This is a genomic window from Streptomyces mutabilis (genome assembly GCF_014649815.1).
Taxonomy (GTDB): domain Bacteria; phylum Actinomycetota; class Actinomycetes; order Streptomycetales; family Streptomycetaceae; genus Streptomyces; species Streptomyces mutabilis.
This window is the reverse complement of sequence record NZ_BMTT01000009.1, coordinates 15,005-33,922: the sequence shown is the minus strand read 5'-3', so window position 1 is coordinate 33,922 and position 18,918 is coordinate 15,005. Positions and strand designations below refer to the sequence as shown.

General features: G+C 71.1%; 14 protein-coding genes, 6 tRNA genes, 1 pseudogene and 1 riboswitch. Of the genes and pseudogenes, 11 read left to right on the top strand and 10 right to left on the bottom strand.

Features of this window, described 5'->3' with window-relative positions:
* The first annotated feature begins 131 nt into the window (after window positions 1-131).
* Window positions 132-338, top strand: coding sequence for a developmental transcriptional regulator BldC (gene bldC, locus IE142_RS19385; protein WP_003949541.1), 207 nt, complete (start codon window positions 132-134; stop codon window positions 336-338).
* Window positions 339-780: 442 nt separating this feature from the next.
* Here the strand turns inward: bldC and IE142_RS36790 are convergent, their stop codons facing one another.
* The 7 genes from IE142_RS36790 to IE142_RS19355 form a co-directional block, all read right to left on the bottom strand.
* Entirely contained in the window at window positions 781-975 is a 195-nt protein-coding gene (locus tag IE142_RS36790; protein WP_229830682.1) for a DUF6274 family protein, read from the bottom strand.
* Window positions 976-1,147: 172 nt separating this feature from the next.
* A tRNA-Asp gene (locus tag IE142_RS19380) sits at window positions 1,148-1,222 on the bottom strand.
* A gap of 105 nt (window positions 1,223-1,327) precedes the next feature.
* Complete coding sequence (gene hrpA, locus IE142_RS19375) at window positions 1,328-5,272, bottom strand: ATP-dependent RNA helicase HrpA (RefSeq protein ID WP_191886930.1); 3,945 nt, start codon at window positions 5,270-5,272, stop codon at window positions 1,328-1,330.
* Window positions 5,273-5,414: 142 nt separating this feature from the next.
* Window positions 5,415-5,488, bottom strand: a tRNA-Phe gene (locus IE142_RS19370).
* Between the two features lie 24 nt (window positions 5,489-5,512).
* A tRNA-Asp gene (locus IE142_RS19365) sits at window positions 5,513-5,587 on the bottom strand.
* A gap of 34 nt (window positions 5,588-5,621) precedes the next feature.
* Window positions 5,622-5,694, bottom strand: a tRNA-Glu gene (locus IE142_RS19360).
* An 80-nt stretch (window positions 5,695-5,774) separates the two neighbouring features.
* Entirely contained in the window at window positions 5,775-7,388 is a 1,614-nt protein-coding gene (locus IE142_RS19355; protein WP_191886929.1) for a metallophosphoesterase family protein, read from the bottom strand.
* A 129-nt stretch (window positions 7,389-7,517) separates the two neighbouring features.
* Here IE142_RS19355 and IE142_RS19350 point away from each other — a divergent pair, with 129 nt between their 5' ends.
* The 5 genes from IE142_RS19350 (at window position 7,518) to IE142_RS19330 (ending at window position 12,697) form a co-directional block, all read left to right on the top strand.
* Window positions 7,518-7,868, top strand: a complete 351-nt coding sequence (locus IE142_RS19350) for a metallopeptidase family protein (protein ID WP_043383624.1) — start codon at window positions 7,518-7,520, stop codon at window positions 7,866-7,868.
* Between the two features lie 163 nt (window positions 7,869-8,031).
* Entirely contained in the window at window positions 8,032-8,577 is a 546-nt protein-coding gene (locus IE142_RS19345) for a hypothetical protein (protein WP_191886928.1), read from the top strand.
* A 290-nt stretch (window positions 8,578-8,867) separates the two neighbouring features.
* Complete coding sequence (locus IE142_RS19340) at window positions 8,868-10,829, top strand: DEAD/DEAH box helicase (RefSeq protein ID WP_191886927.1); 1,962 nt, start codon at window positions 8,868-8,870, stop codon at window positions 10,827-10,829.
* A 137-nt stretch (window positions 10,830-10,966) separates the two neighbouring features.
* Window positions 10,967-12,502: an amino acid permease gene (locus tag IE142_RS19335; protein WP_191886926.1), complete on the top strand. Its 1,536-nt coding sequence runs from the start codon at window positions 10,967-10,969 to the stop codon at window positions 12,500-12,502.
* 119 nt (window positions 12,503-12,621) lie between these two features.
* Window positions 12,622-12,697, top strand: a tRNA-Lys gene (locus tag IE142_RS19330).
* Window positions 12,698-12,758: 61 nt separating this feature from the next.
* On the opposite strand, the pseudogene IE142_RS36785 reads toward IE142_RS19330, so the two are convergent.
* The 3 genes and pseudogenes from IE142_RS36785 to IE142_RS19325 form a co-directional block, all read right to left on the bottom strand.
* Window positions 12,759-12,945, bottom strand: a pseudogene (locus IE142_RS36785) (amidohydrolase); the annotation flags it as partial.
* A 2-nt stretch (window positions 12,946-12,947) separates the two neighbouring features.
* The gene (locus IE142_RS36780) at window positions 12,948-13,109 is read right to left on the bottom strand and encodes a hypothetical protein (RefSeq protein WP_229830678.1); all 162 of its coding nucleotides are present in this window, start codon (window positions 13,107-13,109) and stop codon (window positions 12,948-12,950) included.
* Window positions 13,106-13,576 (bottom strand): trimeric intracellular cation channel family protein, encoded by a 471-nt coding sequence (locus tag IE142_RS19325; RefSeq protein ID WP_229830674.1) that lies wholly within the window; start codon window positions 13,574-13,576, stop codon window positions 13,106-13,108. The genes IE142_RS36780 and IE142_RS19325 overlap by 4 nt, the downstream gene beginning before the upstream one ends.
* Window positions 13,577-13,734: 158 nt before the next feature.
* On the opposite strand from IE142_RS19325, the gene IE142_RS19320 reads away from it, so the two are divergent.
* The 5 genes from IE142_RS19320 to IE142_RS19300 all read left to right on the top strand — a co-directional run bounded on the left by IE142_RS19320 (window position 13,735) and on the right by IE142_RS19300 (window position 18,912).
* Window positions 13,735-14,865 (top strand): dihydrofolate reductase family protein, encoded by a 1,131-nt coding sequence (locus tag IE142_RS19320; protein WP_191886925.1) that lies wholly within the window; start codon window positions 13,735-13,737, stop codon window positions 14,863-14,865.
* Window positions 14,866-14,955: 90 nt separating this feature from the next.
* Window positions 14,956-15,029, top strand: a tRNA-Met gene (locus IE142_RS19315).
* 173 nt (window positions 15,030-15,202) lie between these two features.
* On the top strand, window positions 15,203-16,387 hold the full coding sequence (locus tag IE142_RS19310; RefSeq protein ID WP_191886924.1) for a PP2C family protein-serine/threonine phosphatase: 1,185 nt from the start codon (window positions 15,203-15,205) through the stop codon (window positions 16,385-16,387).
* Window positions 16,388-16,623: 236 nt separating this feature from the next.
* Window positions 16,624-16,780: riboswitch (cyclic di-AMP (ydaO/yuaA leader) on the top strand.
* 10 nt (window positions 16,781-16,790) lie between these two features.
* The gene (locus tag IE142_RS19305) at window positions 16,791-17,828 is read left to right on the top strand and encodes a M23 family metallopeptidase (protein ID WP_191886923.1); all 1,038 of its coding nucleotides are present in this window, start codon (window positions 16,791-16,793) and stop codon (window positions 17,826-17,828) included.
* A 139-nt stretch (window positions 17,829-17,967) separates the two neighbouring features.
* Window positions 17,968-18,912, top strand: a complete 945-nt coding sequence (locus IE142_RS19300; protein WP_191886922.1) for an aldo/keto reductase — start codon at window positions 17,968-17,970, stop codon at window positions 18,910-18,912.
* The last annotated feature ends 6 nt before the right edge of the window (window positions 18,913-18,918 follow it).

The window sequence follows — 18,918 nt, the reverse complement described above, 5'->3', positions numbered from 1 at the left end:
GTAGTGCCGAGGACAAGCCGTTCGTCCTATAACCGACTCGACTCGCGTCCGCCATTTCGGGCAACGCGGGTCAAGGTGCAGAATTTAGAGGAAAGAACCGAGAAGGTTCGGTTCTCCCGAGGAGGCCGCTCATGACCGCTCGCACCCCTGATGCCGAGCCGCTGCTGACCCCGGCTGAGGTCGCCACCATGTTCCGCGTCGACCCGAAGACGGTCACGCGCTGGGCGAAGGCCGGCAAGCTCACGTCGATCCGCACGCTCGGCGGGCATCGCCGCTACCGCGAGGCCGAGGTCCGCGCTCTGCTCGCGGGCATTCCGCAGCAGCGCAGCGAGGCCTGAACGACCGCATGACCGGGCAGAACGGCAGGTCCCCCAACCCGCCGAGACGCTCGTAACCACAGCTCCACACGGCGCCGTTCCTGCCCCAACAGGGGTGCGTCGTCGATCGCGCTGGACTCCGCCGGGTCCAGCGCGATCTTTTTTGTGTGCGGTCCTGTGCCTGATGAGGGGCCCTGACGGGCACTCTGTGAGCCGCCTTGTCGAACTTTGGGGAGGGGTGTCGGAACGGCTGTGCGCAGGCTGGGGGGCAGTGGAGGAGGCAGTGCAATTGCACATATTAAATTGACCAGTTGTAGGGGAGTCGTAAGGGCCACCGTTTCGAAAACTCATGCAGTGACACCCGTCACAGGTCTTGGTGCTTGTTGGCCGCGGGGCGGGTGCGCTATTGGGAGGCCATGTTCCAGGAGGCCCTTGTGCCAAGGGCGTTGGGGGCCGGCGTGCCTCAGGCGGGGGGCGCGGTCTCGCCGTCGACGCGTTCTTGACGGTCCGTCGGGGACTGTGGGGCGGGCGAGTCCAGCGCCAGCCGCAGCAGCCGGTGACAGATCGGGCAGTGACGCGTCAGGTGACGGTAGGACGATGCGGCCGACAGGTGCGCGCGGAGCAAGGCCCGCGTCTCGTGCCTGACCGATGCCGCCATACGCCACCTCCGGGGCCGTACAGGGACGTTCCCTGTCTTTGGAGTACCGAGCGAACGTGACGCCGTCAAGGCCGGGAGGGAGGCGCTGAGGGCCTCCTGGGGGTATGGGGCGGAACGTGCAGAGAGAGCACGAGAAGAGACCCGCACCAATCGGTGCGGGTCTCTTGTACTGCGGTCCTGACGGGATTTGAACCCGCGGCCTCCACCTTGACAGGGTGGCGAGCACTCCAAACTGCTCCACAGGACCAGGTTTTGCCGCGCTTTTCTTGCGTTGCGCTGCGAGAAGAGACTCTACAGGAGGGTGGGCCCCCGGTCGAACTCACCCCCCGTGAGCGTCTCGTCACGGGTTCCGCTACGGCGCGAGCGCGTCGATCGCCTTCACGATCCGCTTGTCGGAGACGGGGTACGCCGTGCCCAGCGCGTGCGCGAAATAGCTGACCCGCAGCTCCTCGATCATCCAGCGCACGTCGAGGACCTGCTGCGGAACCGGCCGACCCCGCGGCATCTGCTCCAGCAGCCACGCGTACTCGTCCCGCATCTCGTGGATCTTCTCCATGCGGGACGTGTCCCGCTGGACGCCCGTCGGCATCTGCTGCAGCCGCCGGTCGGCGGCGACCAGATAGCGCACCAGGTCCGGCAGCCGCCTGATTCCCGCCTCCGTGACGAAGCCGGGCTTCACCAGCGCGTCCAGCTGCCCCCGCACGTCCTGGAGGTTCGCCAGCAGCGCGGGGCTCCGCACGGCCTTCAGACGGCGCTCGCAGGCCTGCCAGGCCGCCAGCACCTGCTGCACCTGCCCCACCGTGCGGACGGTCGTGTCGACGATCTCCGCCCGGACCTTGTCGTAGAGCTTCCGGTACGACTCCTCGTCCCACGCCGGCCCGCCGAAGTCGGCGATCAGCTTGTCCGCCGCCGCCATCGCGCAGTCGTCGAACAGAGCCTGGATCGAACCGTGCGGATTCGCGGACAGGTTCAGCTTCTGCTGGTTGGTGAGCTTCTCGGATGCGAACTTCGCCGGATTGACCGGGATGTTGCGCAGGATGAGCCGGCGCGTGCCCTTCCACATCGCCTGCGCCTGCTCCGCCTCGGTGTCGAAGAGCCGTACGGACACCGTGTCGCCGTCGTCGACCAGCGCCGGGTACGCCTTCACCGGCTGGCCCGCCCGGCGGGTTTCGAACACCCGGGACAGCGTGCCGATCGTCCAGTCCGTCAGCCCGGAGCGCTCCAGCGACTCGCCGCCGCTGCGCTCGGCGGTGGCCGCCGCGGCCTGCGACAGGGCCTTGCGCGCCCTCGGCTTCAACCGGAGCTTCAGCGCCTCCAGGTCCTTGTCCTCGGCCAGCTTGCGCCGCCGCTCGTCGACGATCCGGAAAGTGATCTTCAGGTGGTCCGGGACCTTCGACCAGTCGAAGTCCTCCGCGTCGAAAGGCACCCCCACCATGCGCTTCAACTCCCGCGCCATGGTCACCGTCAGCGGCTCCTGGAGCGGTACCGCCCGCTCCAGGAACGCCTGCGCGTAGTTCGGGGCCGGCACGTAGTTGCGGCGGATCGGCTTGGGAAGCGACCGGATCAGCTCCGTGACCACCTGCTCCCTCAGCCCCGGGATCTGCCAGTCGAAGCCCTCGTCCGTGACCTGGTTGAGCACCTGGAGGGGAATGTGGACGGTCACGCCGTCCGCGTCCGCGCCCGGCTCGAACTGGTACGTCACCCGAAACTTCAGCTGCCCCTGGCGCCAGGAGTCCGGATAGTCGTCCTTGGTGACCGCACCCGCCTTCTCGTTGATGAGCATCTCGCGCTCGAAGTCGAGGAAGTCGGGCTGCTCGTGCCGCTTGTGCTTCCACCACGAGTCGAAGTGCGCGCCCGAGACGACGTGTTCGGGTACCCGCTGGTCGTAGAAGTCGTACAGCGTCTCGTCGTCGACCAGGATGTCCCGGCGCCGGGCGCGGTGCTCCAGCTCCTCGACCTCGGTCAGCAGCTTGCGGTTGTCCGCGAAGAACTTGTGGTGCGTGCGCCAGTCGCCCTCGACCAGCGCGTTGCGGATGAACAGCTCGCGGCTGACCTCCGGATCGATCCGCCCGTAGTTCACCTTGCGCTGCGCCACGATGGGCACGCCGTACAGCGTGACCTTCTCGTACGCCATCACGGCCGCTTGGTCCTTCTCCCAGTGCGGCTCGCTGTAGGTGCGCTTGAGCAGGTGGCCGGCGAGCGGCTCGACCCACTCCGGCTCGATCTTCGCGTTGACGCGGGCCCAGAGCCGGGAGGTCTCCACCAGCTCGGCGGACATCACGAACCGCGGCGGCTTCTTGAACAGCGCCGAGCCGGGGAAGATCGCGAACTTGGCGTTGCGCGCACCCAGGTACTCGTTCTTCGCCCCCTCCTTGACGTCCTTCGTGCCGACGTGCGAGAGGAGGCCCGCCAACAGCGACACGTGCACACGGTCCTCGGGGGCGTCCTGGTCGTTGAGGTGGATGCCCATCTGCTTGGCGACCGTGCGCAGCTGCGTGTAGATGTCCTGCCACTCGCGGATGCGCAGGAAGTTGAGGTACTCCTGCTTGCACATCCGGCGGAAGGACGACGAGCCGCGTTCCTTCTGCTGCTCGCGCACGTACCGCCAGAGGTTGAGGAACGCGAGGAAGTCGCTGGTCTCGTCCTTGAAACGGGCGTGCTGCTGGTCCGCCTGCGCCTGCTTCTCGGCCGGCCGCTCCCGCGGGTCCTGGATGGACAGGGCCGCCGCTATGACCATGACCTCGCGGGCACAGCCGTTCTTGTCGGCCTCCAGCACCATGCGGGCCAGCCGCGGGTCCACGGGCAGCTGGGCCAGCTTGCGCCCGGTGTCCGTGAGCCGCTTGCGTACGTCCTTCTGCGCGGGGTCGAGCGCCCCCAGCTCCTGGAGGAGCTGCACACCGTCGCGGATGTTGCGGTGGTCCGGCGGGTCGATGAAGGGGAACTTCTCGATGTCACCGAGGCCGGCCGCGGTCATCTGGAGGATCACGGAGGCCAGGTTGGTCCGGAGGATCTCCGCGTCCGTGAACTCCGGCCGTGCCTCGAAATCCTCCTCGGAGTACAGCCGGATGCAGATGCCGTCGCTGGTACGCCCGCAGCGGCCCTTGCGCTGGTTGGCGCTCGCCTGGGAGATCGGCTCGATCGGCAGCCGCTGCACCTTGGTGCGGTGGCTGTACCGGGAGATCCGGGCGAATCCGGGGTCGATGACGTACTTGATGCCCGGCACGGTCAGCGAGGTCTCGGCGACGTTGGTCGCCAGAACGATCCTGCGTCCGGTGTGCTGCTGGAAGACGCGGTGCTGTTCGGCGTGCGAGAGCCGTGCGTACAGCGGCAGCACCTCGGTGAATCCGTACTTCTTCCTCTCCAGCGCGTCGGCGGTGTCCCGGATCTCCCGCTCGCCGGAGAGGAAGACGAGGATGTCGCCCTTCCCCTCGCCCATCAACTCCTCGACGGCGTCGGTGATCGCGGTGATCTGGTCCCGGTCGGCGTCGTCGCCGTCCTCTTCGAGGAGCGGCCGGTACCGCACCTCGACGGGATACGTCCGCCCGCTCACCTCGATGATCGGGGCGTCGCCGAAGTGCCGGGAGAAGCGCTCGGGGTCGATGGTCGCCGAGGTGATGACGACCTTGAGGTCCGGGCGCTTCGGCAGGAGCTGCGCCAGGTACCCGAGCAGGAAGTCGATGTTGAGGGACCGCTCGTGCGCCTCGTCGATGATGATCGTGTCGTAGGCGCGCAGCTCGCGGTCGGTCTGGATCTCGGCGAGCAGGATGCCGTCCGTCATCAGCTTGATGAACGTGGCGTCCGGGTTCACCTGGTCGGTGAACCGCACCTTCCAGCCGACGGCCTCACCGAGCGGGGTGTCCAGCTCGTCCGCCACCCGCTCGGCGACGGTGCGGGCGGCGATCCGCCGGGGCTGGGTGTGCCCGATCATGCCGCGCACGCCGCGTCCGAGCTCCACGCAGATCTTCGGGATCTGCGTGGTCTTCCCGGACCCGGTCTCACCGGCGACGATGACGACCTGGTGATCACGGATGGCGGCCGCGATCTCGTCCTTCTTCTGGCTGACGGGCAGCTGCTCGGGGTAGGTGACGGCGGGCACGCGCGCCCGGCGCTCACCGATGCGCTGCTCGGCCTTGGCCACCTCCGCCTCGATCTCGGTGAGAACGGCGGCCCGGGCCTCCGGCTTACGGATCTTCCGCGCACCCTCCAGCCTCCGACCGAGCCGATGCGCGTCGCGCAGCGACAGCTCGGTCAGCCGAGGGGCGAGAGTGCCGAGAGTGGGGGCGGGATGCGTAGACATACGGCTTCCAGGATCTCATCCGACGGAAAAACCTGGCGAACGCTTTTGTCCGCCGGACACGGGCGGCGGGGCCGGACGGACCGGGCGAGCCGGACGAGCCGGACACAACAAGGCCCCGATCCGAAGATCGGGGCCTTTGCTGTGGCTGGGGCCGGGGTCGAACCGGCGACCTATCGCTTTTCAGGCGATCGCTCGTACCAACTGAGCTACCCAGCCGCGAGGTTTCACGTGAAACCTCAGCGGTCCTGACGGGATTTGAACCCGCGGCCTCCACCTTGACAGGGTGGCGAGCACTCCAAACTGCTCCACAGGACCAAGCTTCGTACGACAGTGTCGCACATGTACTGCGTGCCCCCAACGGGATTCGAACCCGTGCTACCGCCTTGAAAGGGCGGCGTCCTAGGCCGCTAGACGATGAGGGCTATCGGCCCGCCTGGGCGCTTCTCAGCGCGTCGGGGACGTGAGAAGCATATGGGATGGCGGGAGGTATCGCCAAAACGGTTTACGGAGGGGTCGGGGAAGGGGCCTTGGGCGTGGGCGTGCTCTCCGTGGGCGAGTGCCCGGTTCCGGTCGGCGACGGGGGCGCGCCGGGCTGGTTCTCCTTGGGGAGGTGGCGGCTGACCTCGGCCGTCGTCAGCCCCAGGCCGCCGAGCTTTATCTCGTCCCAGGCCTGGAGGCGCCGGCTGTCGCGGTCGAAATAGAGGATCGACGTCTGGATCGGGTCCGGGTACTCGCCCTCGACCGCGCGCAGGCCGCTGCCGCCGGTGGACCCCTCGATGCGCAGCCGGGTGCCGTACTTCATGACCTCCATGTCCTCGCGGTGGAGGTGGCCGGCGAGCACCAGCGGCACCTCGCCGTCGACCTCGCGGGCGGCCGACGGCTCGTGGGCGATGGCGACGTCGACGGGGGTGCCGGCCGCGCTCTGGTCGCGCAGGGCGGAGGCGAGGCGGGCGCCGGCCAGTTCCTGGGAGGCCTCGGCGCCGTCCGGTTTCGAGCGGTCGGGGGTGTACTGCGGGTCGCCGATGCCGGCGAAGCGCAGGCCGGCGACGGTCCGGGCGCGGCCGTCGTCCAGGACGTGCACGTTCTTCAGGCCCTCGAGGTACTTCTGGGTGACGCGGGAGTCGTGGTTGCCGCGGACCCAGACGTAGGGGGCGTCGAGGTCCTCGATGGGGTCCAGGAAGCCGTTCTCCGCGGCCGTGCCGTGGTCCATGGTGTCGCCGGAGTCGACGATCACGTTGACCTTGTACTGCTCCACCAGCGAGGCGATGATCTTCCAGCTCGCCGGGTTCAAGTGGATGTCGGACACGTGCAGGACGCGGATCGTGGTCGGGTCGGGCTGGTAGGCGGGGAGCGTGGAGGTGACGTCGTAGAGCTTGGTCACGTTCGTGACCAGGCGGGCCAGCTCCTTCTGGTAGACGTCGAACTCGGTGACGATGCTGCGCGCGTCGCCGACCAGGGAGGGCGCGGAGGAGAGCAGTCCGGAGAATCTGGGTTCCAGGACGGAGTCCGGGTTCCAGGTGGCGTAGGCGGTGCCGCCGGAGGCGACCAGGAGGGTGAGGGCGAGTCCGCCGGCGGCCAGTGCGCGCCGGGGGCGGCGGTAGACGGCGAGGCCGAGGGCGGTGGCGCCGGTGACGACGGCGACACAGGAGCGGACGGCCAGGTCGAGGGTGCCGCGTTCGACGTCCTGGGCGACCTCGTCCTGGAGGCCGGAGAGGCGTTCGGGGTGGTCGACCAGGGCCTGGGCGCGGTCGGGGTCGAGTTGGTCGACGTTGACGTCGAGGCGGACGGGGGCGACGTGGCTGTCGAGCTGGAGGGCGCCCAGCGGGGAGACGTTGATCTTCGTGCCGCCGCTGACGGACGGACGCAGGGTCATCGTGGTGTTCATGGGGCCGACGGGCACGCGGACGTCGCCCACGATCAGCAGGCCGAGCCAGGCCCCGAGCAGGACGACGGCGACGAGGCCGACGGCGCGGGTCCAGGGGTGTCGCCGAGAGGCGAGTTCGACGGTCGTGGACGTCCGGCGGGCGCGGTGGCGGTGGATGAGGGCGCGCGGCGCGTTGCGGATGGGGTTCATCACCTCGGCCAGGGCGTGCAGGGCGGCGGGGACGCGGGCCATTGGTCCCGTATGCCCAAGGCCCGGGGCGGGTATGCGGGCGGCGGCCTCGCGCTGCCCGAGGGCGGTGAGTGCGGGCGGCTTCGGAGCGGTCTGTGCCGTACCCCGCGGTCGTACCCGACAATGGGCCCTGTGCTGGAGATGACGCGCGAGGAGTTCGAGGAACTGGTCGCCGAGGCCCTGGACCGGATCCCGCCGGAGCTGACGCGGCTCATGGACAACGTCGCGGTGTTCGTCGAGGACGAGCCGCCGGCCGACGATCCCGAGCTGCTCGGGCTGTACGAAGGGACGCCGCTGACGGAGCGCGGGGAGTGGTACGCGGGTGTGCTGCCGGACCGGATCACCATCTACCGGGGGCCGACGCTGCGGTTCTGCGAGACGCGCGAGGACGTGGTCGCGGAGACCGAGGTGACGGTGGTGCACGAGATCGCGCACCACTTCGGCATCGACGACGCGCGGCTGCACGCCCTCGGATACGGGTGAGCGCCTCGGAAGTGGGCGGCCTCCTCGGACACGGGTGATCGCCTCGGTCGGACCTGTGTACCGCTGACGCGCTCGGGTCAAGGTCCGCGGTGCGCGGCGCGTGTCCTCTTGTGGGTGAAGGGAGTTGGGCACGGTGACTCCTGACCCCCGGAGGTGGCCGCCCGTGCGCCCCTTGTACGTACCCGTCCGTCTGGCCGCCACCGCCGTGGCCGTCGCCGCTGCCGCCGGCTGCATGAGCGTCGGCGACGACGCGTCCGGCGGGGGCGCCAGGCCGTCGCATTCCGCCGGAGAGCAGAGCGGTGCGGCCACGGACGGTGGGCCCGCCGTGTCGGGCGGCAGCGTCGGGTACGGAGCGGCGGCCGAGGAGGGGCGCGGGCGCGGCAAGGGGAAGAAGGGCAAGGACGAGGACAAGGGCGAGGACGACGGCGAGGACGGGAAGGGGAAGGGCGAGTCCCCCTCGGCCGAGCCGCCCGCGCGTGCGACGCAGCCGCCGCCGGCGAAGGGCGGGGACGACGAGCCCGCGCCGACCCGGACGCCGCCCCCGGAGCCGACGCGGCCGGCCGAGCCGGAGCCGACGCCGACCGAGGAACCGCCCGCCTTGCCGTCGCCGGAGCCGACGACGGCGGAGCCTTCCTCGTCGGCGCACGAGCCGCCGGGGACGCAGCTGGCGCACCGGCAGCCGGCGCCGGCTGCCGGGGCTCCGGCGTAGTCGGTTGGGGTGGGGCGGACGGGGGCGCGCGGGTGGCGGAGAGCACCGATGGCCGCGCTGAGCTGGGCATGTGCGGGGCGCCGGTCGCTCGGTTTGCCTTCGGGGGTGTGGGGTGCGTATGGTGGTAGATCGTTTGATCCCATTTGCCCGGCGCCACAACAGAGCGCGCCGTGTGGCGCGTACTCTCCTTTGCCGTGGTGGACCGCATCGAGGCGGTCGTATTGCGAATCGCGATTCACGGAGTTGACGGGCGCGTGCCGACGAGAGACTCCGGAAGGTTTCGCATTCGCATGTCCATGACCAGTACTGATCACGTCGTCGTCCCCGAGAACGCCGACATCCTCGAGGCCGTCGAGAACCCCGGGACCGAGGCCGTTGAGGCCGCTCCCGAGGTGACCTTCGCCGACCTGGGCCTGCCCGAGGGCGTCGTGCGCAAGCTCGCGCAGAACGGCGTGACCACCCCCTTCCCGATCCAGGCCGCGACCATCCCGGACGCCCTGGCCGGCAAGGACATCCTCGGCCGGGGCCGCACCGGCTCCGGCAAGACCCTCTCCTTCGGTCTGCCGACCCTGGCCACGCTGGCCGGCGGCCGCACCGAGAAGCACAAGCCCCGCGCCGTCATCCTGACGCCCACCCGTGAGCTGGCCATGCAGGTCGCGGACGCGCTCCAGCCGTACGGGGACGTCCTCGGGCTGAAGATGAAGGTCGTGTGCGGCGGCACCTCCATGGGCAACCAGATCTACGCCCTGGAGCGCGGCGTCGACGTGCTCGTCGCGACCCCGGGCCGGCTGCGCGACATCATCAACCGCGGTGCCTGTTCCCTGGAGAACGTGCGGATCGCCGTCCTCGACGAGGCCGACCAGATGTCCGACCTGGGCTTCCTGCCCGAGGTCACCGAGCTGCTCGACCAGGTCCCGGCGGGCGGCCAGCGGATGCTCTTCTCCGCCACGATGGAGAACGAGATCAAGACCCTCGTCGACCGCTACCTGAAGGACCCGGCCCTCCACGAGGTCGACGCGGCCCAGGGAGCGGTGACGACCATGTCGCACCACATCCTGGTCGTGAAGCCCAAGGACAAGGCGCCGGTCACCGCGGCCATCGCTTCCCGCAAGGGCCGCACCATCATCTTCGTCCGCACCCAGCTGGGCGCCGACCGCGTCGCCGAGCAGCTGCGGGACGCCGGCGCCAAGGCGGACGCGCTGCACGGCGGCATGACCCAGGGCGCGCGCACCCGCACGCTGGCCGACTTCAAGGACGGGTACGTCAACGTCCTGGTCGCCACCGACGTCGCCGCGCGCGGCATCCACGTCGACGGCATCGACCTGGTCCTGAACGTGGACCCGGCCGGCGACCACAAGGACTACCTGCACCGCGCCGGCCGTACGGCGCGCGCGGGCCGCACCGGCACCGTCGTCTCCCTGTCCCTGCCGCACCAGCGCCGCCAGATCTTCCGGCTGATGGAGGACGCGGGCGTCGACGCCACGCGCCACATCATCCAGGGCGGCGCGGCCTTCGACCCGGAGGTCGCCGAGATCACCGGCGCCCGGTCGATGACCGAGGTCCAGGCCGAGTCGGCGGGCAACGCGGCGCAGCAGGCCGAGCGCGAGGTCGCCCAGCTCGCCAAGGAGCTGGAGCGGGCCCAGCGGCGTGCCACCGAGCTGCGCGAGGAAGCGGACCGGCTGGTCGCCAGGGTCGCGCGCGAGCGGGGCGAGGACCCCGAGGCGGTGCTCGCCGAGGTGGCCGCAGCCGCGTCCGAGGCGGAGGCCGAGGTCGTGGTGCCCGAGCAGCCGGGTGCGCGGGACGTGGAGAAGACCGAGCGCGGCGGCAGCGGCCGGGACCGTTTCGCCGACCGCGACCGTCGTGACGACCGTGGGGACCGCGGTGATTTCCGTCGTGACGACCGCGGTGACCGCGGTGGCTTCCGTCGTGATGACCGGGGTGGTGACCGTGGCGGCTTCCGTCGTGACGATCGCCGCGACGACCGTGGCGGGCGTTCGTTCGACCGTCGTGACGACCGGGGTGGTGACCGTGGCGGCTTCCGCCGCGACGACCGTGGCGGCCGTTCCTTCGACCGTCGTGACGACCGCGGCGGCCACCGCGGCAGCGACCGTCCGTTCAACCGCGACCGCCAGGGCGACCGCCCCGGCTTCCGCGCCGGCGGGCACGACCGCCCGTCCGGCCGTCGGGACGACCACCGCGGCTCCTCCTTCGGCCGCCGTGACGACAAGCCGCGCTGGAAGCGCAACGGCTGACGCCGAGTAGCACCGAGCGCCGTGGCCTCCGCCCTCACCGGGTGGAGGCCACGGCGCTTCGCGCTCCGCTTACTCGGACCTGTTTTCGGCCACCGAGTGACGCATGTCACGTCCGCCGCAGGGGAATTGCTGGGGGCATGACAGATGACGCCAAGGCGAGCGGGCTCTCGGACGAGGAACGGCTGGCCCAGCTCGGCTACACCCAGGTTCTGGCCCGCCGCATGTCGGCGTTCTCCAACTACGCGGTCTCCTTCACCATCATCTCGGTCCTCTCCGGCTGCCTGACCCTCTACCTGTTCGGCATGAACACGGGCGGCCCCGCCGTCATCACCTGGGGCTGGGTCGCCGTAGGCCTGATGACCCTCTTCGTCGGCCTGGCGATGGCCGAGATCTGCTCCGCGTACCCGACCTCGGCGGGCCTGTACTTCTGGGCGCACCGCCTCGCGCCGCCCCGTACGGCCGCCGCCTGGGCGTGGTTCACGGGCTGGTTCAACGTGCTGGGCCAGGTCGCGGTGACCGCCGGCATCGACTTCGGCGCCGCGTCCTTCCTGGGCGCCTACCTGAACCTCCAGTTCGGCTTCGAGGTCACCCCCGGCCGCACGATCCTGCTCTTCGCGGCCATCCTCGCCCTCCACGGCCTGCTGAACACCTTCGGCGTCCGCATCGTCGGCCTCCTCAACAGCATCAGCGTCTGGTGGCACGTCGTCGGCGTCGCGGTGATCGTCGGCGCGCTGACCTTCGCGCCGGACCACCACCGGTCGGCGTCCTTCGTCTTCGGCGAGTTCGTCAACAACACGGGCTGGGGCAGCGGCGTCTACGTGGTCCTCATCGGTCTCCTGATGGCCCAGTACACCTTCACGGGCTACGACGCCTCCGCCCACATGACCGAGGAGACGCGCGACGCGTCCACGGCCGGCCCGAAGGGCATCGTCCGGTCCATCTGGACCTCGTGGATCGCCGGCTTCGTCCTCCTCCTCGGTTTCACCTTCGCCATCCAGTCCTACGAGGGCGCCCTCACGTCCCCGACCGGCGCGCCGCCCGCGCAGATCCTGCTCGACGCGCTCGGCGCCACCGCCGGCAAGCTGCTCCTCCTCGTCGTCATCGGAGCGCAGCTGTTCTGCGGGATGGCGTCGGTGACGGCCAACAGCCGCATGATCTACGCCTTCTCACGCGACGGCGCGCTCCCCTTCTCCCACGTCTGGCACACGGTCAACCCGCGCACCCGCACACCGGTCGCCGCGGTCTGGCTCGCGGCCCTGGGCGCGCTGGTCCTCGGCCTGCCCTACCTGATCAACGTCACGGCGTACGCGGCGGTGACGTCGATCGCCGTCATCGGCCTCTACATCGCCTACGTCGTCCCGACCCTGCTGCGGGTGCGCAAGGGCGCCGCCTTCGAGCGGGGGCCGTGGCACCTGGGCCGCTGGTCACAGGCGGTGGGCGTGATCGCGGTGGCGTGGGTCTGCGTCATCACGGTCCTGTTCATGCTGCCGCAGGTCTCCCCGGTCACCTGGGAGACCTTCAACTACGCGCCGGTCGCCGTCCTCGTCGTCCTCGGCTCCGCCGCGACCTGGTGGCTGGCGTCGGCCAGGCACTGGTTCCTCAACCCCGACCACGAACGCACCCGGGCCCGCGCGGCGGCCCGCGCGAACGCCCCCGAGCCGGTTGACCCCTAGCCCGCCGCCGCCCCGCGAAGCCCACCGACGCGGCCGTGACCCGGATACCCGATCGGCGTCCCGGCCGCGTCGGGCTATGCTCGGTGTGGCAACATCACGCAACACCGCGCGACACCCCTGGGCCCTTAGCTCAATTGGCAGAGCAGTGGACTTTTAATCCATTGGTTGTGGGTTCGAGTCCCACAGGGCCTACCAGTTGGACCCCGGCTCCCGGCAGAAACGAGCTGGGGTCCCGTCCGTTCCGGCCCCGACGTGGTCATCTGCCGGCCCCGTCCCCGAGCCAGGCCGGAGCGGCCACCGTCACCGCGCTCACGCCGGTGGCCAGGGTCGGCTGGAGGACGGGGGCGAACGTGGCGCCGTGGGTTGACCGGGATGTCCTGCGAGACGGTGCCCTCGACGACTGCCTCGGCGCACCGTTCGGGATCGGTGCCATCGATCGCCCACGTCATGGCCGCAGGCGTGCATGACCGGCGGCGTCCGCCGCCTTCTTCGCCATGCGGTGTCCCCGCAGGCCGGGTTCGGGGCGTCGGTGCAGGTCCCGGTAGAGGTCCTCCAGGTCCGTGGCCGGGAGACCGTAGGGGGCCGTCTCGACGGTGGCGACCGTCATCGCGGCGCCCACCACGGCGGGATCGCGTACAGGCCGGTGCGCAGCACCGTCGGGACCTGCCCGACGAGCGTGTCGCGGATCGTGCCCCCGACCGCGGTGACCATCCCCAGCAGGATCGCGGGGGCGACGCCCAGTGCGGCCTCCAGCGCCTTGCTCGCGCCGATGACCGCGAAGGTGCTCGGCCCGATGGCGTCGAGCACGGTGATCGCGGGCTCCAGCCGGCGCAGGTGCCTGCTGAGGGGGAAGGCGACCAGTCCGCCGACGGTGGCGAGCGTGTGGTGACGCCAGTCCAGGAGGGTGGCCGGAGGCTGTGAGTCGATGGGGACGTCACGGATGAGGCCTCCGCCCAGCGCGGTGATCATGCCGAGGACGACCACGCCGACCACGTTCAGCCGCGCCGCATCACCGGCACGTTCGCCTTCGGGCTCAACGGTGCGCTGAGGCGGTGCGGGTGCCAGCGCGGGCAACGGGTGCGGGTCGGGAACTCATGCGGGCCCGGGTACCCCGCTGCCGGGACCGCCGGCCGGAGGGAATGCCCCCGTCGTCGGCGGGGGCGCCGCGGCACCGGCGTCTAGTGTTGCCCCGCCGGAACCCCGTCGCCCGACCGTCCCACCGGAGTACGCCCATGCCCCTCCCGTACGTCCTCCTCTCCGCCGCCGTCTCCCTGGACGGCTACCTGGACGACACCGGCCCCGAACGGCTCCTGCTCTCCTCGCCCGCCGACTTCGACCGGGTCGACGAGGTGCGGGCGTCCGTCGACGCGATCCTGGTCGGGGCCGGCACGATCCGCGCCGACGATCCGCGGCTGCTGGTCAACTCGGCCGGGCGGCGGGCGGCCCGGACCGCGGCGGGGAAGGCGGAGTACCCGCTCAAGGTCACCGTCAGTGCGACCGGAGAGCTGGATCGGGCGGCGCGGTTCTGGCACACGGGCGGGGAGAAGGTGCTGCTGACCACGGACGAGGGCGCCCGGCGGGCCCACGCCCTCGGCGTCGCCGCCGACGTCGTGACGCTCGGGGCGATGCTCGACTGGCGGGCGGCGCTGGAGTACCTGCACGACCGGCGAGGTGTGCGGCGGCTGATGGTCGAGGGCGGGGGGAGCGTGCACACCCAGCTGTTGCAGGAGGAGCTCGCCGACGAACTGCAGCTCGTCCTCGCGCCGCTGCTCGTGGGGGACCCGGACGCACCCCGGCTGTTCGGGCCCGGTGCCTATCGGCGCGGGCGGCTGAGGCTGGCGGAGACGAGGCGCATCGAGGACGTGGTGCTGACGCGGTACCTGCCGACCGCCCCCGGCACCGGCGACCGCGTCACCGCCGCCGACCGGCACTGGCTGGCGCTCGCCTGCGAGCTGGCGGAGCTGTGCCCTCCGTCCGGGACGGCGTTCAGCGTGGGGGCGGTCGTGGTCGCCGCCGACGGGAGCGAGCTGGCGCGAGGGTACTCGCGGGAGGGCGGCGACGCCGTCGTGCACGCCGAGGAGGCCGCGCTCGCCAAGGTCGACCCCGCCGACGCCCGGCTCGCGACCGCCACCGTGTACAGCAGCCTGGAGCCGTGCGCCCGCCGCGCCTCCCGGCCCGCGCCCTGTGCCAGCCTGATCCTCGACGCCGGAGTGCGCCGCGTGGTCACGGCCTGGCGGGAGCCGGACACCTTCGTACCGGGGGCCGACGGCAGCGGAGTGCTCGCGGCCCAGGGCGCCACCGTGGTCGTACTGCCGGAGTTCGAGGAGCGGGCGAAGGCGCCCAACCGCCACCTGGAGGGGTAGGAGGAGGGGCGGGGATATACGGATGAGAGGGGTGGGGAGATACGGATGTGCATTCCGCCCCCCGGATGACGTACAGTAGAGACACAACGACGCGGGGTGGAGCAGCTCGGTAGCTCGCTGGGCTCATAACCCAGAGGTCGCAGGTTCAAATCCTGTCCCCGCTACTGAAGGCCGGAGGCCGGAATCCGAAAGGGATTCCGGCCTCCGGTGCGTCTGTCGCGTTCACCCGTTCGGCCCGCACCACTCGCCGCCCGCCCCCGCCCCGGGAAACCTGGAGGACGCGGCAGACGGCGCGGACGTGCGGGGCGGCGGGAGACGAGCAGTGCGGCCAGGTGACGTGGACGACGAGAGCGCGTACGCCAGGGCCGGCGGCCGGCTCCCGGGCGATCCCGTGCCCGACCCCGGCCTGGGCGAGGCCGCCGGCGTCCTGCCGTCCGAGGCCGAGCAGCGGCGGCGGCTCCCGTACGGGCGGGCCCTCATCCGTCTGCTGCCCGTGCTGCTGATCATCGTCGCCGTCGTGTACGACCTCCTCACCCCCCGGTACTTCACCGCCGGCCCCCTCTACACGGCCGCGCCCCTGGTCGCCGCGGCGGTCTGCTCCCGGCGCGGCACGGTGCTCACGGGCGGCGCCGTGGTCGCCGCCGTCATCGGGCTGCAACTCGGCAAGGGGGTCATCCACTACGTCGACTCCCTCACCGAGCTGATCAGCATCGCGACGGCGGCCGCGCTCGCCGTCGTCGTCAACACCTTCGTCCGCCGCGCCGGCGAGCGGCTCGTCTCCGTCCGCGAGATCGCCGAGGCCGCCCAGCGCGCCGTGCTGCCCGAGCCCGCCGAGCGGATCGGCGGCTTCGAGATCGCCGCCTGCTACGAAGCCGCGCAGGCCGACGCGTTCATCGGCGGCGACCTGTACGCGGTGCAGGACAGCCCGCGCGGCATCCGGCTCGTCGTCGGTGACGTGCGGGGCAAGGGCATGGGCGCGGTGGCCGCCGTCGCCGTGGTGATCGGCGCGTTCCGCGAGGCCGCCGAGCAGGAGGCAACGCTGGAGGCGGTGGCCCAGCGGCTGGAGCGGGCGCTGGCCCGCGAGGGCACCCGGCGCGAGGGACTGGACGCCTTCGAGGGATTCACCACCGCCGTACTCGCCGAACTCCCGCACGGCGACGGCGTCGTCCGCATCCTCAACCGGGGGCATCCGCCGCCGCTGCTGCTCTACGCCGACGGCACCCTGCGCCCGCTGCCCGCCCGGGAGTCGGCGCTGCCGCTGGGCATGGGGGAACTGGGCGTATGGCCCGACCGGGCGGAGGAGGCTCCGTTCCCCGGCGGGGCCACGCTGCTGCTGTACACCGACGGGCTGTCGGAAGCGCGCGACGCCCGGGGAGAGTTCTACGACCCGCACGAGCGGCTGGCCGGTTGCGTGTTCCGGCATCCGACGGAACTGCTCGGCACCCTCGCCGAGGACGTGCGCCGGCATTCCGGCGGCGGCATGGCCGACGACATGGCGCTGCTCGCCGTGCGGCGACCCTGATCACATCTCGTGATGGCGCGAGCGCCCTCCCATAACAACTGACACACAGTCAGGTGGGACGGGTGTGGAAGATGACACTGAGGGGCGGTCAACTCGTCCGGGTTTCACCGCTCGTGAGGCCTGTGTCCACCCGGGTTTCGGTAATGATCAGTCGGAACGGCTTGGAATCCGAGGCCCGCGTCTATTAACGTTCGATAACGCAGCGCGGTCGTCCCGGCCGTCACAGAAGGCGGCTCCGTGCGCACGCGCCGAATCCCGCGAGGGAACCGGGGAACCACCACTTGGGGTGAATCGGGCGTATGCCGCCGTGTGTACACGGCTGGTATACGCGCGTAGGAGACCTTCCTGCTCCGAACCCGTCAGCTAACCCGGTAGGCGAAAGGAAGGAAAGGAGTACGCCCACGTGGCGTCCAACCGGCCTGCCCCCGAGGCCCCGTTCGTGCCCAGTGGGCACGACACCGACACCTTCGGCTATGACGTCCACGGCGCCGAAGAGGGCCCCTTCGAGGAGTGGAACCCCACCGCGGAGTCCATCCGCCCCGTGCGCGGCCGGCACCGCGTCGCCAAGCAGCGCGGTGGACTCGCCCGCAGCTCCACCGTCCTCGGCGTCGGTGTCATAGCCGCAGTCGGCGCGGGCGGCATGGCCAGCGCGCAGACCGGCAAGCCGCCGGTGTCCATCTCCATGCCGGACCTGCCCGACGTCGGCTCGCTCATCTCCGACGACGAGGAGCCGGAGCCCGAGGGCTCCGCCACCCCGCTCAGCACGATGGCCGCGGCCTCCGCCGGCACCGGGCAGGAGAGCAGCGCCACCGACGCCGGCGAGTCGCTGCGCGCGCGCATCATGGCGCAGGCCGAGCAGCAGCAGGCCCAGGTCGAGAGCAAGGCCGCCGCCGAGGCCAAGGCCGCCGCCGAGAAGAGGGCCGCGGAAGCCGCCGCCAAGGCGGAGAAGGAGGCCGAGGCCAAGGCAGCCGCCGCCAAGAAGAAGGCGGAGGAGGAGGCCGCGAAGAAGGCCGAGGCCGAGCGGCTGGCGAAGCTGGCCAAGCAGTACACGCTGCCCACCTCCTCGTACACGATCTCCTCCACCTTCGGGCAGGCGGGCCCCTACTGGTCCTCCGGCCACCACACCGGCCTCGACTTCGCCGCCCCCACGGGCACGCTGCTCAAGGCGGTGCACAGCGGCACGATCACGTCGGCCGGATACGAGGGCTCGTACGGCTACAAGACCGTGCTCACCCTCGACGACGGCACCGAGATCTGGTACGCCCACCAGTCGTCGATCAACGTCAGCGTCGGCCAGAAGGTCACCACCGGCGACGTCATCGGCCGCGTCGGCGCCACCGGCAACGTCACCGGCGCCCACCTCCACATGGAGGTCCACACGGCCGGCGGCGGCAGCCTCGACCCGATGGCGTGGCTGCGGAGCAAGGGCCTCACCCCCTGAGCCACACCGCACACGCCGGTCGTCACTCCTGATCCCCGGCGGTCCTGACGGCAACCCCCCGACGTCAGGGCTGCCGGTTTGCGGGAACTTTGCCCCGCTTCCGGAATCTCGCGGTCCGCCGGGCTCGTTGACGCCTTACATGACTTCTCTGCGCAAGCTCGGCTCCTCCGACCTGGAGGTGTGTCCCCTCGCCCTCGGCGGCAACGTCTTCGGCTGGACCGCCGACCAGGACACCTCCTTCGCCGTCCTAGACGCCTACACGGCGGCCGGCGGCAACTTCGTCGACACCGCCGACTCCTACTCCGCGTGGGTCGACGGCAACAGCGGCGGAGAGTCCGAGACCCTCATCGGCAAGTGGCTCGCGGCCCGCGGCAACCGGGATGACGTCGTCCTCGCCACCAAGGTCAGCCAGCACCCCGAGTACCCGGGACTGAGCGCCGCGAACATCAAGGCGGCCGCCGACGCCTCGCTGCGCCGCCTGGGCACCGACCACATCGACCTCTACTACACCCACTTCGACAAGCCCGAGGTTCCGGTCGAGGAGATCATCGGCGCGCTCGACGAGCTGGTGCGGGCGGGCAAGGTCCGGCACATCGCCGCCTCCAACATCTCCGCCGAGCGGCTCGCCGCCTCCCTGGAATTCTCCGACCGCGAGGGCCTCGCCCGGTACGTGGCCCTCCAGCCCCACTACAACCTGGTCTCGCGCGACACGTACGAGGGCGGACTGCGCGACCTCGCCGAGCGGGCGGGACTGGCCGCCGTGCCCTACTACGCCCTCGCGTCCGGCTTCCTCACCGGCAAGTACCGGACCGGTGCGCGGGTCGACAGCCCGCGCGCGGGCGGCGCCGCCAAGCACCTGGAGAGCGAGCGCGGGCAGCGGGTCCTCGCGGTCCTGGACGAGATCGCCGAAGCCCACGGCGCCCCCGTCGCCACGGTCGCCCTGGCCTGGCTGGCCGCACAGCCGACGGTGGTCGCGCCGATCGCCTCCGCGCGCACGGTGGAGCAGCTGCCGGCGCTGTTGGGGGTGGCGGAACTGCCCCTCACCGAGGACGAGACCGTACGGCTGACCGAGGCCTCGGCCTGAGGTCCG